The sequence below is a fragment of the Vibrio sp. 2-2(8) genome, from assembly GCF_963888495.1.
Lineage (GTDB): Bacteria > Pseudomonadota > Gammaproteobacteria > Enterobacterales > Vibrionaceae > Vibrio > Vibrio anguillarum.
Window position 1 is genome coordinate 20117 of sequence record NZ_CAWPJM010000022.1, and the last position, 15210, is coordinate 35326.

Below are 15210 nucleotides of genomic sequence, written 5' to 3' on the forward strand. Positions count from 1 at the left end.
CAGTTATGCTCAATACTCCTTTGTTTATCAGGCAAATATGAATAGGAAAACCTCCATACACCTATCCCTTTGCCCTTAGTTAATCAATTCATTAACTCGCTGCTACACGGCTCTTTTCTCCCCTATTTTTACCATGGAGTTGGATATGTCGGATCTGCCAACCAAATTTTTCAGCAAAGAATATTTACTGTGCCGCGATCGCGTTGGCGCGTTGATCTTCCTTGTTCTTAGCCTTTGCTACGGCTATCAAACGACTCAAATACCGATGTTTCCCGGTGATGAATATGAACCGTTTAACGCCCAAACCTTGCCGACTCTGCTGACTTACGCTGGAATTGGCCTCTCTTTGTTGATGCTGGTGTTAGGGCAGCCCGATAAACAAAGCGGCGCGGTATTGCACTTCAACTGGAAATTGTTGATTGGTTTTTTAGCGTTGATGGCGCTGTACGGACTTGGTCTAACCTATTTAGGCTTCGTACTGGCCACCAGTTTCTTTCTACTCGCTGGCTTTTATATTTTAGGTGAAAGACGCAAATCAGTGTTATTTGGTGCTTCTTTTCCCTTTGTCATCGCGTTTTATCTGCTGCTTACTCAAGGTTTGGACATCTACCTTGAGCCCGGCGTTATTTTCACACTCTGGTAGGAACTGATTATGTTAGATGGAATTTTACAAGGGCTTTCTACCGCCATGATGCCAATGAACATCTTCATGGTGATTGTGGGCTGTTTCGTCGGTACTTTTATCGGCATGTTACCCGGGCTTGGCCCGATTTCGGCCATCGCGTTGATGATCCCGATCACCTATGGCCTTGAACCATCTTCAGGTTTGATTTTAATGGCCGGCGTTTATTACGGCGCTATTTTTGGCGGCTCCACTTCCTCCATTTTGATTAATGCTCCCGGATGCTCGGCAACCGTGGTCACCGCGTTTGACGGCTACCCCATGGCGCAAAAAGGCCAAGCTGGTAAAGCGTTAGCCATCGCCGCTTACGCCTCTTTTACAGGCGGAACCTTGTCAGCGATTATGCTCTTGGTCGCAGCGCCTGCACTGGCCAGCGTGTCACTGAGTTTTCAATCCTCTGACTATTTTGCGTTGATGCTACTCGGTCTATCGGCGGTCGCCGCCTTTGCTGGAAAAGGACAAGTCCTTAAAGCATGGATGATGGTTGTTCTTGGCTTGATGCTCTCTACCGTTGGTATTGATAAAGGCGTTGGTGTGGAACGTTTTACCTTTGGCTTAACTGATTTAATGGACGGTTTTAGCTTCCTCTTGCTGGCGATGGCGACATTCGCTTTAGGCGAGACATTAATGGGTATTTTAAAACCAGAAAACGACACGCGTACAGATGAACAGAATAAAATCAGCAACTTGGGCAGTATGAAAATCACCAAGGCAGAATTTAAAGAAGCGGCTCCCGTTTCAATTCGTGCTTCCATTTTAGGTTTTTTCACTGGCGTGTTGCCCGGCGCTGGCGCAACCATCGCCGCATTTTTGAGTTATGGTATGGAGCGCAGCTTAGCGCCCAAAGATAAAAAAGAAGAGTTCGGTAAAGGGTCTTTGCGTGGGCTTGTTGCACCAGAGTCAGCCAATAACGCCGCCTCTAGCGGATCTTTTGTTCCGCTGTTGACACTCGGCATTCCCGGCTCTGGCACCACAGCGATCATGCTTGGAGCCCTGCTCTCTTACGGCATTCAACCTGGCCCTCGTTTATTTGTTGATCACCCCGATGTCTTTTGGTCTGTCATCATCTCAATGTATCTCGGTAATATTGTACTGATCATCCTTAACTTGCCGCTTATTCCATATATTTCAAGGCTATTGGCGGTGCCAAGAACCGTATTGCTGCCGATGATTTTGTTCTTCTCAATCACCGGTGTTTATTTGGTTTCGTTTAACACTATGGATGTTTACGTAATGTTGATCGTCGCGATGGGGGCGATTGCTCTACGGTTAGCCAACTTCCCGCTGGCACCACTGCTGCTTGGCTTTATTTTGGGTGGATTAATGGAAGAGAACCTTCGCCGCGCGTTGATGATCAGCGATGGGGAGTTAAGCTTCTTGTGGGAACGTCCGATCACTTTCGTGTTTACCGTGCTTGCAGTTGTGATGTTGACTAGCCCACTTGTGGTGATGCTGGCGAACAAACTTCGCTCTTCACCGACCAAAGCAGTTGAATAACAAGAGATTGTATCAATAGAAACTCATCCAACCATACAAAGACCTAGCGAAAATGCTGGGTCTTTGCTTTACTATGCACTTCAAATTTTTCCAATGTCAGCGATTGTCATGTCGTTCATCGTACCTATCTAGGAGTCTCCATGACGGATAGACACTCTTTAATCATCGTTGAAGATGATCTAAAACTCAGAGAAATGTTAACAGAATACTTTGAAAGTCAAGATATTAGCGTCATTGCCCTTGCTGAAGGTGCCAAAGCGAGCGCGGTCATTTTAGAGCAACAACCAGATATCGTGTTACTGGATTTAATGCTACCCGGTGAAGATGGGCTGACAATTTGTAGACAGATCCGTCCTATGTACAACGGTAAGATATTGATGCTAACCGCCAGTGATGACGATTTTGATCACGTTGCAGCACTGGAAATTGGTGCCGATGATTTTGTGACAAAGCCGATTAAACCACGCGTCTTGCTTGCAAGAATGCGTATGCTACTGCGCAGAGTCGACAACGAGCCAATTCAAACCGCGAAAACCGTGCTTGAATTTGGGGCCTTGTATCTCAATCAATCTCGACATCTGTGTGAAATGAATGGTGAGGCCGTAGCGATGACCGACAGCGAATTCGACTTGCTGTGGCTACTGGCATCAACACCAGATCAAGTCCTATCACGGGATGTATTAACCAAAGCGTTACGCGGGATTGAATACGATGGGCTTGATAGAACCGTCGATAACAAGATTGTCATTTTGCGTAAAAAACTCGGTGATGATTCTTCCACACCGAAACGCATTATTACGGTCCGAGGGAAAGGATACCTTTTTGTACCAGACACGTGGTAATGACCACGTATTTTAGAAGAAACCTGTATGCGTCGTATCTACGTTGAATCTTTTGTTGGTTTATTGCTCTTTTTTTTAGCGACACTCATTACCATTGAACTGGTCGTTTACCAGCTTGGTACTGACTACGATTACGTACTTGAAGATTATCAAGCTGAAGCATTTCATGACTTGGTCACTCGTATTTATCAGCATGAAGGTGAAGCCAACACCTTAAATGTACTAAAAGAATATGCCGATAAAACACGACAACTGATAGAGACGCATACTGAAAAGACCTTACCCTCGGATGTGCGAGCGTTTTTCTTTACCACCGCCCCCAATGCCTACACCTACTACGATAATGACCGTTTTTTATGGTTGCGCCTTACGTCCACCTCACCAATTTACAGCTTTAAACCCGATGAAGAATCACCACTGAGGCAAGCCATTTTCTTCGCAGATAATCTCTCACTTTTGCTGCTTGTCGTCGGCTTTGCACTGTACTGTGTGTTGCTGATCTGGTTCATCAGTCGGCGAGTGCGTGAATTGGAAAAAGTGACCTTAGCCTTTGCCGCTGGTGATCTGACCGCTCGCGCCTCCATCAAAAGCGGCGATAAAGTCGGCTCTTTAAACAAAAGCTTTAACTACATGGCAAGCAAAATTTCCGCCTTGGTGCTCAGCAATAAAGCGCTGAGTAATGCCGTGGCTCATGAGTTACGCACCCCTATCTTTCGGATCCAATGGCAAGCAGAAATGTTGGCCGATGAATCTCTGACACCAAAACAAGCGGCGAAAGTCGCCAGTATCATCGAAGATACCGAAGAGATGGAAACGATGGTCGATGAACTTCTTTACTACGCGAAAGTTGAAAGGCCAGAAAACGAACTCAATATGCAGACAATTCAGCTCAATTACTGGCTCGAACCGATACTAGGTAAATGGCGTAGCAACAGCGTAGTCGAGATCCAGTTGCTGCCATTAGCACAAGTCGCCACTTTACAAGTCGATCCATACCTTCTCAAAAGAGCTCTGGATAATTTATTGGGTAATGCTCAGAAATACGCCAAAAGCAAAATAGCCGTTGAAACCTCCGTGATCAACGCAGGTCAAGCAGTGCAAATTGATATCCATGATGATGGAGAAGGGATTGACCCGCAGCACTGGCCATTCATTTTTGATGCTTTTTACAGCGCGGATCTCTCACGTGGAGAGCGACAATCAGGCTTCGGGTTAGGCTTGGCCATCGTCAAACAGATCGTTTTACGCCACAACGGCCAAGTATCGGTGGCTAAAAGTGTGTTCGGAGGCGCTTGCTTTACTCTTGTACTACCCGTGGTGGGCGTTTAATATCGGGCCACTTAAGAGAATCAGTGAACTGACGTCATTGATTCTCTTTTTTAACATGAGGGTGCGGGGCGAAGGCTATTTTACGTCTACACGTAATTCACTCATGCCCATTGTCATAGTTATTCATTATTAGGTTGTTCATTTTATGAAACCAGGTCGTACGGGTATAAAGCGTCTGTTTTATGCCACAGGTTATTCAATACAAGGGCTGAAAGCCGCGTGGCTAAACGAAGCCGCTATTCGACAAGAAACTGTCACTTCAATTTTGTTGATTACCATTACTTTCTTTTTGCCTGTCACCAAAATTGAGCAAATCATGATGATTGGTTGCTTAGTCTTAGTTGTGATTGTGGAGTTGATGAATTCCGCAGTGGAAGCCGTGGTTGACCGCGTCGGTAGCGAATGGCACGAACTCAGTGGCCGCGCCAAAGACATCGGTTCAGCTGCCGTACTGATCGCGTTGATATTTTCAGCATTCACATGGATGTTTATTCTGTGGCCTTATTACTTTTAGCGTATCATTTTGGCGCGCGTTAATGGCTCATTGCTTTATAACGGCCAACCAGTTGTAAAAAAGCCAGCAGAATCATAGAACAAACGACTGCTGGCTATCTCGATTTAGGAATGGTTTGGATAATCTGTATATCCCTTAGTACCTCCACCAAATAAGCAACTTGGATCAAATGCCGATAATGTACGGTTCATTTTCAAACGCTCGACTAAGTCTGGATTCGCAATAAAGGGACGCCCAAATGCGACTAAGTCAGCGTAGCCATTTTCCAAGATTTGGTTTGCTCGCTCAACGTCATATCGGCCTGCAACAATAATGGTATTGGTGAACAGCTCACGTAAATGTCGGCGAAAATCTTCAGGGATTTGTGGAGCATCATCCCAATCAGCTTCTGACAAATGCAGATACGCAATACCGAGTTTCTGTAATTGCTCCGCCGCTTGTAAAATCGTTGGGACGATATCTGGGCAGTTCATATCTTTAAATGTGATGTAAGGCGCCAAGCGAACTCCAACTTTGTCAGCGCCAACCTTATCAATGATTGCACTCACAACTTCCATAAGAAAACGTAAGCGGTTTTCTCTGCTGCCACCATATTGATCAGTGCGATGATTCGAATTGGTTCGCAAAAACTGATCGATCAAATAGCCATTACCACCATGAATTTCGACGCCATCAAAGCCAGCCGCAATCGCATTGTGTGCAGCATTAGCAAAATCGCGTACCACTTGGTTAATCTCTTGCAATGTCATTGCTCTTGGTTCAACGCATTCCATCATCTCACCGGCACTCCCCGGCTGTGCAATCCAGACTTTGGTATCGACTGGAGCAATAGCTGAAGGAGCCATCGGCTTTTGACCTTGTTGAAAAACAGGATGCGATACTCGCCCTACATGCCATAGCTGATTCATTATTTTTCCTCCGCGGTCATGCACGGCTTGAGTGACCTGCTGCCAACCCACAATTTGTTCTGGCGTGTATATGCCAGGAGTAAATGAGTATCCTTGGCTATCGTCTGATATTTGTGTTGCTTCAGTAATAATCAGACCAGCACTCGCTCGCTGAGCATAATATTGCGCCATGATGTCGTTGGGAACATTACCCAGTTGACTTGTCCGAGCACGCGTCATCGGGGCCATTACCAGCCGGTTATTCAAAGAAAGTGGACCGATTTGTATCGGGGAAAATAAGCTACTCATCATTCAATCGCTCTGTATTGGGTTGTTATCCATAGGCTATAACAAAAGAATCACTAAATAATCTAGCTATAATTAAAAAGAGTATTTAGGATTACTTAACAATAACTGCGATATAGAATCTTAATGAACAAATTATTGAACATGGAGGTCTTTGTTGCCATTGTTGAGCAACAAGGGTTGGCGGCCGCCGCAAAAGCCATCAATATGTCCGCCGCTTCAGTCACACTAAAACTGCAAGAGCTTGAACGCCACTATGGCGTGAAATTGCTGCAAAGAACCACACGTAAAATTGCATTGACGGAAGCCGGCGAACGTTTCTATCCATTATGTTTACAAACCTTAGCCAACATCACTGAAGTCGAGTCTTCGCTATTCGCCGAGAAAACACACTTGGAAGGCAATATAAAAATTTCAGCACCCAAAGATCTCGGGCGACAACATTTGCTGCCACTGCTCGACTCCTTCTTAGCAAGACATCCTAAAATTGTGCCTCAGATTACCTTTAGTGACAGTGTGTTAGGGATATATGAAACAAAACTTGATTTGGTATTGCGTTACGGCACACTCAAAGATAGTCAATTGGTTTCCAGAAAATTAGCAACTAGTCGCCGCGTTCTTTGTGCCTCACCCGCATATTTAGCGTGTCATGGTCAACCGACGCACCCAGAGGATCTCAAACAGCATGCTTGCTTGGGTATGCTACGCAAAAGTGAATCATTAACGCGTTGGTCTTTTCTTAAAGGAGATGTCGTTCAAGATATTCTGATCAAACCATCACGTTTGTCTAATGATGGCGAAGTGATTCGCCAGTGGGCACTCGAAGGCGCAGGTATTGCACTCAAATCACAACTCGATATTCAACCCGACCTCAATGCTGGGAAACTCGTTCTTCTCTTGGAAGATTATCGGCAAAGTTTTAGTTCACACGCTCTGGCCACAGGATCGGACTTGCATCTGCTCTATCCCAATCGTGATCACCAACCGTCACGTATCAAAATATTGATCGAGGAGATTGTGCGCTATTTTGAAAAACGTACGCTTCCTACTGGGCAATAGCAAAAGAGCGCCGATAAAAGCGCTCTTTGTTTATTTTATTTCGACAATTTTCGGCGATTAAATGTCGAAAATTGTATTTCTGCTCTTAGGCGGCTATTTCTTATTCGCGTACTTCATTGAGTCCAACGCGACAGCGAAAATAATAATGCCGCCTTTAATGATGTACTGCCAGTAAGGGCTCACGCCAATGTAGGTCATACCATAGTTGATCACAGTGAAGATAAGCACACCCGTGACCACACCCGCAATGCTTCCGACACCGCCAGCAAATGACACGCCACCCACAACACAGGCTGCAATCGCATCCAACTCATACAGGAAGCCAAGGTTATTGGTCGCACTGCCGATACGGCCAGCTTCCAACATACCGCCAAACGCATAGAACACACCCGATAAAGCATACACTTTCAGTAGCGTCAATGGCACATTAACACCAGAAACTTTTGCGGCTTCTGGGTTACCACCGACCGCGAAAATGTTCTTACCAAAAACGGTCTTATTCCACAAAATCCATGTAAAGATAATCGCGATAATGGCGTAGAAGGTTATGTACGAAAACCTAAAATCTCCAAATCGAATAAAACCTTGAGTGAATGAAGAGAAACGCTCATCAAAACCTGCAATTGGAGATGCACCCACCGAATCGTAGTAGAGAGAGTTAATCCCGTAGACGATGATCATGGTGCCTAATGTGGCGATAAACGGCGTTACTTTTAAATAAGCAACAATCACACCGTTCACTAAGCCGATGATCGCGCCGATCGCGCACACACAAAGAATCACAGCCACAATCGGCACGTCACCAATGCTAGGGAATACTTTGTTGACGTTATCAATTGATTGTAAAAGTGTTGCCGAAATTACAGCGGCTAAACCCACTTGACGTCCAGCAGAAAGGTCGGTTCCTTGCGTTACAATCAGCCCCGCCACACCCAATGCAATAATAACGCGCACTGAAGATTGCGTTAATATATTACTAAAGTTGCGTAAACTTAAAAATGATGGCTCCTGAATAATAATAATTGCCAGAAGAATAAATAGAACCGCATAGATCGCACCTTCCTTTAGGTGCTTCATTGCAAATGTTTTAACTGAATCCATAATAATTTCCCTAGAGGTAACGAGAGGCCAGCTCTAATATTTCATTCTGTGAAGTGTCTTTAGTATTAACGATTCCCGCAGCTCGGCCATTACTCATCACCAATATTCTGTCGGTAATGCCTAACAACTCTGGCATTTCGGAAGAGATAATAATAATCCCTTTATTCTTTTTCGCTAATTCCAATATCAATTGATAAATTTCAAACTTTGCTCCGACATCAATACCCCGAGTCGGCTCATCAAGCATTAATATTTCTGGCTGAGTTAACAACCAACGGCCAATAATGACTTTCTGCTGATTACCACCAGACAAAGAACCGATTGATGTTTCATGAGAAGGTGTTTTTACACTCATGGAGTCAATTACCCACTGTGTATCACTCCTCATTTTTTTATTACTCAGTAAACCTAATTTGGTTTTGTATTCATCCACATTGGCAACCAAAGAGTTAAAGGTAATATCTAAATTACTGTAAATGCCGGTTGAACGACGCTCTTCTGTCACCAACGCAAAACCACTATTGATCGCTTCATGTGCATCACGGTTTTTCATCTCTCGGCCATGTAAGATAATGTGGCCGTTACTACGCTCACGAACCCCAAAAATGGTTTCCACAATATCAGTGCGTCTTGAACCGACGAGCCCAGCCACACCTAAGATTTCACCTTCTCTGAGATCAAACGAAATATCCTGAATAGAGGGTTGGTTCAGTGCTGTTAAATTTTTGATTTCGAGGATAATTTCTTTTGGCACATTGGTCTTTGTGGGAAAGCGCTGTGTTAATTCACGGCCAACCATCATCGAAATGATTTTGTCCATATCGAGCCCTTTCAACGGCCTCGTATCAACCCATTGCCCATCACGCAAGATGGTTATCTCATCACAAATAGTAAATATTTCTTCCATTTTGTGAGAGATGTACACCACGCCACAGCCTTTTTCTTTCAACTTGTTAATGATAGTAAAAAGATGCGATACCTCTTTTTCAGTCAAAGAGGACGTGGGTTCATCCATGATCACAATGCGCGCGTTGTAAGAAAATGCTTTCGCTATTTCGACCATCTGCCTTTGTGATACCGATAATTTAGCCACTTTAATTTTCGGGTCTATATCAATATCGAGTTCATCAAAGATCTCTTTGGTATCGCGATACATTTTATCGTGATCGACAAAGAGTCCTTTCTTTGGGTAACGCCCTAGCCAAATATTATCCATTACAGAACATTGTAATACTTGGTTAAGCTCTTGGTGGACCATGGAAACACCCGCTTCCAAAGCTTGCTTAGACGATTGAAAATTCACATGTTCGCCTAAAAATATAATATCACCTTCGTTTTTATCATAAATTCCAAAAAGGCATTTTAATAGCGTCGACTTACCTGCACCATTCTCTCCCATTAACGCATGAATAGAGTGTGGTCGAACTTTCAAATTAACTTTATCTAATGCCTTAACCCCGGGAAACTCTTTACTCACTCCTGTCATTTCTAACAGAAATTCATGCTCTTGATTTACCATGGCATCACTTATTTATTCTTTGATTAATACCATTCAATATTAAATAAAATTTAATCAGCAATTATTTATTATTGATTGTATAAACACCCTATAAGTTAGGGAGTAAAGGGGGAATGACTTCCCCCTTGAACTTTAGGTTACTCGAGTGTCGATTTATCCACACCAACATAAGGAACACGAACAATCTTATTGGCCATTTCCCATTGAGTGCCTTCGGTTGCAGCTTTGCCGTTGGCTAAATTACGTGCAAGTTCAAATGTCGCTTTCGCTTGTGAATCTGCATCATTAAGCACAGTGCCTGCCATGTCGCCAGATTTAACTAATGCTAATGCTTCTGCTAACGCATCAACACCGAATACTGGTACTTTCGCACCCGCACCACGTAACGCTTCAATCGCACCCATCGCCATACCATCATTATTGGCAATCACGACTTCGATTTTGCTGCCGTTGGGGCCAGATAACCAAGCATCCATTTTATCTTTTGCCATGGCGGTATCCCACATACCAGTATCCATGTGTAGCTCTTCTGTTTTGATGCCATTTTCGTTAATGGTTTTCACAGAATAAGAAGTACGAGCTTCCGCATCTGGGTGACCTGGTTCGCCTTTCAGCATTACATACTGCAGTACACCGTCACCGTTTTTATCCCAAGCAGGATTGGCTTTCCAGTGTTGCGCAATGAGATCGCCTTGGATGATGCCCGACTCTTTTGAATCTGTACCCACATAATAGGCTTTGTCATATGAAGCGAGCGCTTTAGCACTCGGTTCTTTGTTGTAAAAAACGATAGGAACATCATCCATTTTCGCTTTTTGAATAATACTTGGTGCAGCTGCAGGGTCGACAAGGTTGATCGCCAGTGCTTTCACGCCACGAGCCAACATGACATCCACTTGGTCATTTTGCATTGATTGGCTGTTTTGTGAGTCATTCATCAAAACCTTGGTATTGCCGTCATTATTTGCCTGTTTTTCAATTGCTTGGCGAACAACTGACATAAAGTTATCATCGTACTTATAAACGGTCACACCGATCGTTGTGTCAGCCATGACTTGAGTGCCGAAACTCATACCAGCCGCAAGCATGGCTAAAGTAGTTAACTTTCTCATTGAACAAGTCCTATTTGTTAGTGTTGTTATTACGTTGTGTAGGGGGAGAAACGTTAACTCTGAGAAACAGCAGTGAAAACGTTTACCTTTCAAAGTATAGTAGTAAAACAAACAATTAATGTGAACCAGTTAAAATTTCAGTTTTGAAATCGCATTTTCATGCAGTTTCTTGTGAATAGTTTGATAACTATTGCAAAACTAAGTAATCATACGTAACGCAATGTAACATCGAGACCTATTTCTCTTTTTAAAAGTGCGATCCACCACGAAAGAGATCATACCTCTCAAAACACCAATTGTTAACGTTTACACTTACGAGTTTCCAATATGCAATAGATTTAATTTTCATTTGACCGCTCACAAAGTGTAGGTGAGGCTTGTTACATACGCCTGCAATTTATTCGCGCATTTTTACGCCATATCGGGTCTCGATTTACCAAACAGCACCACGACTTTTAATTAATGAACTCTTAAATTGTCATTTTTATTATTGGCATATGCCAATAATAAGGTGTATTTTAAATACAAGAACCCGATAAACTTTAGGAGCCATGATGATTTATGCCATCCCTTGTGATCAAAACTCGCCTTTTAATCACTTTGCCAAAGCGCCTCAATTGATGATTGTGGACGATACCACCGCCACTAGCCAACGTATTGACGTTACTAAAACCGAGGGCAGTTGTGGCCACAAAAAACAGCTACTTGCACTGCTAAGAGAGAATAGAGTGGACGCTGTTATCGTCCGCAATATCGGACAAAATATGTTAGCAGCAATTTTAGAAAAGAAGATTGAGGTATATTACGCACCAAGAGGCAGCCAATTAACATCACTTCATCCAAACCATCTTCTGCCCGTCACCGACGTCTCTTTTGGCAAGCCTTCAGCCAATAAATCGAAGAAACGTTGTGCTAGTCAATGTGGATCGAAGAAAGTGGATAAACATAACAAACTGGCACCCAGAATGCTGTCACCAACTACCATAGAAGCGTTGAAGAAAGTGCTGAAAGTAAAAGCGATTGTCGAGGGAAAATAATGACTTATGTTATAACCTTTGCGTTTTTTATTGGCATTATTGTCTTGATGGCGATCGGTGTTTTGTTTCGCCGCCGCTCGCTGCAAGGCAGTTGTGGTGGATTAGCAAATATCGATATTGAAAGAGAATGTAACTGCGTAGACGTTTGTGATGAGCATCAGAAGGTGTTGTATCAAATTCAAGAACCTGATCACGAGCGTTAGCGTTCAACCAACATCAACGCATGACCTTCCACCAAGCAAGTCGCGACTTTCGCTCTTGCTTGGTTAACGATATTACCAAAGGTTTGTCGCGATATGCCCATCTGCGTGGCCGCTTGCAATTGGCTAAGCCCCTCTTTATCAGCCAAACGCAGCGCTTCAAGTTCTTCTGGCAGTAAATCTACTGTGTTCAATTCAGATAATTTGACACCGTTGGGTTTGAAGCATGCATACGCCGCTTGACCACAAACACGACGAATTTTTTTGGGTCTTGCCATTTTCTTCTCCTAATCATTTAAAAACAGTTTGGTGAACTTATGAACATTCAACCTCCCCTACAACATTGCCACTGCGCGGTGTGTTGTGCCCCGTTCTTTTCTGAAACGCACGCACTGCAATTTAACCAAACAGAAACGGGGAGCGTATGCGCACAGATTGTAGCAACAGAAAAGATGCAAGGCTATCAAGGGGTCATGCAGGGTGGACTGATCAGCACCTTACATGATGCGGCCATGACACATTGTCTGTTTGCACAGTGCATTTATGCGATGACAGCAGAGCTAAACGTACGTTATCTGCACCCTATTCCACTGAATGTACCGTTGCAAGTCGAAGCGCATCTTATCAAACAAAAACGTCACATTTACTATCTGTGCAGCACCATTTTTTATGATGGGCTTCCCTATTCTACGGCCAGTGCAAAGTTTATGTGCAAAGCCGAGTAGCCTGAGTGCTACAGTCATTAGGGTGCTGGCTTAGCGTAAACTTCGGTTGAGTCACGCTTTCATCCTCCTTATACTCACTCATCATTTCTCTATTATCTTTCGTTATGAAAATTATCGCAGTAACCGCTTGTCCAACAGGCATCGCGCACACCTATATGGCCGCAGACGCACTCAAAAAAGAAGCGAATAAGCGTAATATCTCAATTAAAGTCGAAACCCAAGGCGCAATGGGTGTCGAGAACCCACTGACAGTGGCAGATATTGTCAACGCGGATCTGATCCTCATCGCTTCAGATATCGACATTGAACAGCGTGAACGTTTTGTTGGTTGCAAAACGGTTCAGGTGTCAATTGAAGAAGTGTTGACGAACGTGCAATCTGTTTTAGATCGTTATTTGTAACCGCCGATGATCACAACGCGCATCACCTTTGTTTTAAAAGCAGGCGGTCTGGTCAGCTGGCAATTAAATGAATTGAAAGATCTCAACCGCCATTTTCGCTCGGTGGTGGTGCTGTTTAACATCACGCGTGACAGCAAGGCAATGCTTAACCATACACTGCAAGTGTTAAGCCTTGGTTCAAACCCGGGAGATGTATGCCAAATTGCCATTGAAGGGCTCGACGCCGAGTTGGCCTGCATGGTGATGACAGAGTATTTACGCGAGCACACACTGCTTATTTCAACATCACACAAACAAAATGCCAAAGCGGAATTGGCGTTTGCCACCCACTCTGCTTTTAAACTGCCCTTTTCGCTACAGTGGCATTACGCCACATTAGGCCCTGAGCTTAGCAAATCAGAAGCACTCGACACGATTGCTAAGCAGATCATGCCCGCACATTGCCATGATATTTTGCATGCGCTGGAAAAAAGAGAAGCCATCTCCCCGACCATTATTGGCCGTGGAATAGCGCTACCCCATATCATTCACGCACGAGTTGCCCAGCCAACACTGGCGGTTCACTGGTTAGCAAACCCGCTATCATGGTCAGAAAAATCCGGCGATGTGTCGCTGATCATCACCTTATTACTGCCGACATCAGCGCCGCGAACCGTGATTAAACCGCTCACGCAGTTAACTCGTTGGTTGCTGGAAGAGGAACATCGTCAATGGCTACTTACGGCAAAAAGAGAAGAAACCCTTAAAGCCATTTTGCTGCACGTGATGGCTAAGCCGTGCGACCCAATACAAAATGAATAGCTTTATTGCGACAGAGTTCGATATTCAGATGGAGTCATACCCGCTTTGCTTTTAAATACGCGGAAAAAATAATTCACATCTTGAAATCCACAGCGCGTGGCCACTTCGGCTAAACGAAAGGTGTATTTCTTCAACATAAATTTTGCCCGTTCAATTCTTACCCAAGTGATGTAATCAGCAAGAGTCATGTGTCCTTGTTGGCGAAACATGCGCGATAAATGGTTGGCAGAGATATTAAACCGCTGTGCGATGCTGTCACGGCAAATATTGCGATGAAAATTTTCTTGGATATAGATGCAGATGCCTTGATATAAATCTTCACTGCGCTTTTTAGGAGAAGCGGTCGGTTGATCAAGCATTGTGGCGCTGTAACTCAACAGAGCCAACAACAAATGTTCGTCCATTGGGCTTTTCTGAGGCTCACGTGCTAATGCATTTAGCCCTTCGAGCATGTGATCAATCGCGTGCCCAGTACGCGTTGGAATACTGTGTTTCTGAACATCATAAAAACCACTCTCGCCTTTGTGTTTACTGACCAAACTAAACCCCATTTGACGACGGCCAAATAGCAAACTCAAGACCGAACAGCTCTCTTGCCAATCAGGTTTATTCCAGCAGTTCGGAGGTATATAAAGCGCATCACCAGATAAGATGTTGACCTTACTGATACCGTGTTCAATCTCTTCGATTTCGTTGCTATACACGCCGCTTAAAACCAATTCTAGACGAGGGAAATTGACTTGGTAACTGAACGCTGGCGGCGTTATTTTGTCCCCAGCAAACCATATTCGATTAAAACTTTCTCGCTCCGAGAGCAGCACTTCAATCACATTTTTAAATACTGGGATCACAAAATTCACCCTATACCCATCAATAAACGAGGCAACTATAATCCAATACCTTATGAATCACCAATCATTACGCATTCGATAACTCCGATCGAAAAAGCAAAATAATCAATTTATCTAATTGAATTAAAATAAAAAATTAATAATAAATTCAAATTATCACCCTAAAACCAAAATAAGAGCCTGATCACGTTTGCAGCCACAGGTTACAATAATCCAGTAAATGCCAGTTTCGTACACTACCACTGTTCACCCGAGGCGATCACAATATCTCCAACAAAAAGCGCGGTGCGCAATAACAATATCCCCAAACAGTTTGAAGTTGCAGCCAACATGGCTCAGTTCTAAGT

17 protein-coding genes are annotated in these 15210 nt (G+C 43.9%); 11 read left to right on the forward strand and 6 right to left on the reverse strand.

Annotated features, from left to right (window positions below):
- Window positions 1-145 precede the first annotated feature (145 nt).
- From AACV12_RS06525 to AACV12_RS06545, 5 genes are all read left to right on the forward strand, one after another.
- Window positions 146-643, forward strand: a complete 498-nt coding sequence (locus tag AACV12_RS06525) for a tripartite tricarboxylate transporter TctB family protein (protein ID WP_170900061.1) — start codon at window positions 146-148, stop codon at window positions 641-643.
- Between the two features lie 9 nt (window positions 644-652).
- Complete coding sequence (locus AACV12_RS06530) at window positions 653-2179, forward strand: tripartite tricarboxylate transporter permease (RefSeq protein ID WP_017046152.1); 1527 nt, start codon at window positions 653-655, stop codon at window positions 2177-2179.
- 140 nt (window positions 2180-2319) lie between these two features.
- On the forward strand, window positions 2320-3021 hold the full coding sequence (locus AACV12_RS06535; RefSeq protein WP_094147057.1) for a response regulator: 702 nt from the start codon (window positions 2320-2322) through the stop codon (window positions 3019-3021).
- 27 nt (window positions 3022-3048) lie between these two features.
- The gene (locus AACV12_RS06540) at window positions 3049-4350 is read left to right on the forward strand and encodes an ATP-binding protein (RefSeq protein WP_170900062.1); all 1302 of its coding nucleotides are present in this window, start codon (window positions 3049-3051) and stop codon (window positions 4348-4350) included.
- Window positions 4351-4495: 145 nt separating this feature from the next.
- Window positions 4496-4864 carry a diacylglycerol kinase gene (locus AACV12_RS06545; RefSeq protein WP_017046154.1) on the forward strand — a complete coding sequence of 123 codons (369 nt, stop codon included), beginning with the start codon at window positions 4496-4498 and terminating at the stop codon, window positions 4862-4864.
- 104 nt (window positions 4865-4968) lie between these two features.
- On the opposite strand, the gene AACV12_RS06550 is transcribed toward AACV12_RS06545, so the two are convergent.
- Window positions 4969-6060 carry an alkene reductase gene (locus tag AACV12_RS06550; RefSeq protein WP_212754875.1) on the reverse strand — a complete coding sequence of 364 codons (1092 nt, stop codon included), beginning with the start codon at window positions 6058-6060 and terminating at the stop codon, window positions 4969-4971.
- Window positions 6061-6183: 123 nt separating this feature from the next.
- On the opposite strand from AACV12_RS06550, the gene AACV12_RS06555 reads away from it, so the two are divergent.
- The gene (locus tag AACV12_RS06555; protein ID WP_170900064.1) at window positions 6184-7116 is read left to right on the forward strand and encodes a LysR family transcriptional regulator; all 933 of its coding nucleotides are present in this window, start codon (window positions 6184-6186) and stop codon (window positions 7114-7116) included.
- A gap of 93 nt (window positions 7117-7209) precedes the next feature.
- Here AACV12_RS06555 and mglC read toward each other — a convergent pair whose 3' ends face one another.
- The 3 genes from mglC to mglB form a co-directional block, all read right to left on the reverse strand.
- The gene (gene mglC, locus AACV12_RS06560; RefSeq protein ID WP_013856962.1) at window positions 7210-8217 is read right to left on the reverse strand and encodes a galactose/methyl galactoside ABC transporter permease MglC; all 1008 of its coding nucleotides are present in this window, start codon (window positions 8215-8217) and stop codon (window positions 7210-7212) included.
- A gap of 10 nt (window positions 8218-8227) precedes the next feature.
- Window positions 8228-9736, reverse strand: coding sequence for a galactose/methyl galactoside ABC transporter ATP-binding protein MglA (gene mglA / locus AACV12_RS06565; RefSeq protein ID WP_017046157.1), 1509 nt, complete (start codon window positions 9734-9736; stop codon window positions 8228-8230).
- A 137-nt stretch (window positions 9737-9873) separates the two neighbouring features.
- Window positions 9874-10848, reverse strand: a complete 975-nt coding sequence (gene mglB / locus AACV12_RS06570) for a galactose/glucose ABC transporter substrate-binding protein MglB (RefSeq protein WP_026027227.1) — start codon at window positions 10846-10848, stop codon at window positions 9874-9876.
- A gap of 551 nt (window positions 10849-11399) precedes the next feature.
- Here mglB and AACV12_RS06575 point away from each other — a divergent pair.
- Window positions 11400-11885, forward strand: a complete 486-nt coding sequence (locus tag AACV12_RS06575; protein ID WP_231140389.1) for a NifB/NifX family molybdenum-iron cluster-binding protein — start codon at window positions 11400-11402, stop codon at window positions 11883-11885.
- Entirely contained in the window at window positions 11885-12088 is a 204-nt protein-coding gene (gene nqrM, locus AACV12_RS06580; RefSeq protein ID WP_013856966.1) for a (Na+)-NQR maturation NqrM, read from the forward strand. Before AACV12_RS06575 ends, nqrM begins: the two co-directional genes overlap by 1 nt.
- On the opposite strand, the gene AACV12_RS06585 is transcribed toward nqrM, so the two are convergent.
- Window positions 12085-12363 (reverse strand): DUF134 domain-containing protein, encoded by a 279-nt coding sequence (locus AACV12_RS06585; protein WP_026027228.1) that lies wholly within the window; start codon window positions 12361-12363, stop codon window positions 12085-12087. The genes nqrM and AACV12_RS06585 overlap by 4 nt on opposite strands.
- Window positions 12364-12402: 39 nt before the next feature.
- Between AACV12_RS06585 and AACV12_RS06590 the strand changes: the two genes are divergently transcribed.
- The 3 genes from AACV12_RS06590 to AACV12_RS06600 all read left to right on the forward strand — a co-directional run bounded on the left by AACV12_RS06590 (window position 12403) and on the right by AACV12_RS06600 (window position 14012).
- Complete coding sequence (locus tag AACV12_RS06590; protein WP_094165600.1) at window positions 12403-12810, forward strand: PaaI family thioesterase; 408 nt, start codon at window positions 12403-12405, stop codon at window positions 12808-12810.
- A gap of 104 nt (window positions 12811-12914) precedes the next feature.
- Window positions 12915-13211 (forward strand): PTS fructose transporter subunit IIB, encoded by a 297-nt coding sequence (locus AACV12_RS06595; protein ID WP_017042461.1) that lies wholly within the window; start codon window positions 12915-12917, stop codon window positions 13209-13211.
- 6 nt (window positions 13212-13217) lie between these two features.
- Window positions 13218-14012: a PTS sugar transporter subunit IIA gene (locus tag AACV12_RS06600; protein ID WP_170900065.1), complete on the forward strand. Its 795-nt coding sequence runs from the start codon at window positions 13218-13220 to the stop codon at window positions 14010-14012.
- Window positions 14013-14014: 2 nt separating this feature from the next.
- Here AACV12_RS06600 and AACV12_RS06605 read toward each other — a convergent pair whose 3' ends face one another.
- Window positions 14015-14872, reverse strand: a complete 858-nt coding sequence (locus tag AACV12_RS06605) for a helix-turn-helix transcriptional regulator (RefSeq protein WP_017046162.1) — start codon at window positions 14870-14872, stop codon at window positions 14015-14017.
- Window positions 14873-15210 lie beyond the last annotated feature (338 nt).

Excerpts from the sequence above, each read along its gene's own strand:
- AACV12_RS06525 (WP_170900061.1), top strand. The coding sequence starts at position 146 with ATGTCGGATCTGCCAACCAAATTTTTCAGCAAAGAATATTTACTGTGC.
- AACV12_RS06530 (WP_017046152.1), top strand. The coding sequence starts at position 653 with ATGTTAGATGGAATTTTACAAGGGCTTTCTACCGCCATGATGCCAATG.
- AACV12_RS06535 (WP_094147057.1), top strand. The coding sequence starts at position 2,320 with ATGACGGATAGACACTCTTTAATCATCGTTGAAGATGATCTAAAACTC.
- AACV12_RS06540 (WP_170900062.1), top strand. The coding sequence starts at position 3,049 with ATGCGTCGTATCTACGTTGAATCTTTTGTTGGTTTATTGCTCTTTTTT.
- AACV12_RS06545 (WP_017046154.1), top strand. The coding sequence starts at position 4,496 with ATGAAACCAGGTCGTACGGGTATAAAGCGTCTGTTTTATGCCACAGGT.
- AACV12_RS06550 (WP_212754875.1), bottom strand. The coding sequence starts at position 6,060 with ATGAGTAGCTTATTTTCCCCGATACAAATCGGTCCACTTTCTTTGAAT.
- AACV12_RS06555 (WP_170900064.1), top strand. The coding sequence starts at position 6,184 with ATGAACAAATTATTGAACATGGAGGTCTTTGTTGCCATTGTTGAGCAA.
- mglC (WP_013856962.1), bottom strand. The coding sequence starts at position 8,217 with ATGGATTCAGTTAAAACATTTGCAATGAAGCACCTAAAGGAAGGTGCG.
- mglA (WP_017046157.1), bottom strand. The coding sequence starts at position 9,736 with ATGGTAAATCAAGAGCATGAATTTCTGTTAGAAATGACAGGAGTGAGT.
- mglB (WP_026027227.1), bottom strand. The coding sequence starts at position 10,848 with ATGAGAAAGTTAACTACTTTAGCCATGCTTGCGGCTGGTATGAGTTTC.
- AACV12_RS06575 (WP_231140389.1), top strand. The coding sequence starts at position 11,400 with ATGATGATTTATGCCATCCCTTGTGATCAAAACTCGCCTTTTAATCAC.
- nqrM (WP_013856966.1), top strand. The coding sequence starts at position 11,885 with ATGACTTATGTTATAACCTTTGCGTTTTTTATTGGCATTATTGTCTTG.
- AACV12_RS06585 (WP_026027228.1), bottom strand. The coding sequence starts at position 12,363 with ATGGCAAGACCCAAAAAAATTCGTCGTGTTTGTGGTCAAGCGGCGTAT.
- AACV12_RS06590 (WP_094165600.1), top strand. The coding sequence starts at position 12,403 with ATGAACATTCAACCTCCCCTACAACATTGCCACTGCGCGGTGTGTTGT.
- AACV12_RS06595 (WP_017042461.1), top strand. The coding sequence starts at position 12,915 with ATGAAAATTATCGCAGTAACCGCTTGTCCAACAGGCATCGCGCACACC.
- AACV12_RS06600 (WP_170900065.1), top strand. The coding sequence starts at position 13,218 with ATGATCACAACGCGCATCACCTTTGTTTTAAAAGCAGGCGGTCTGGTC.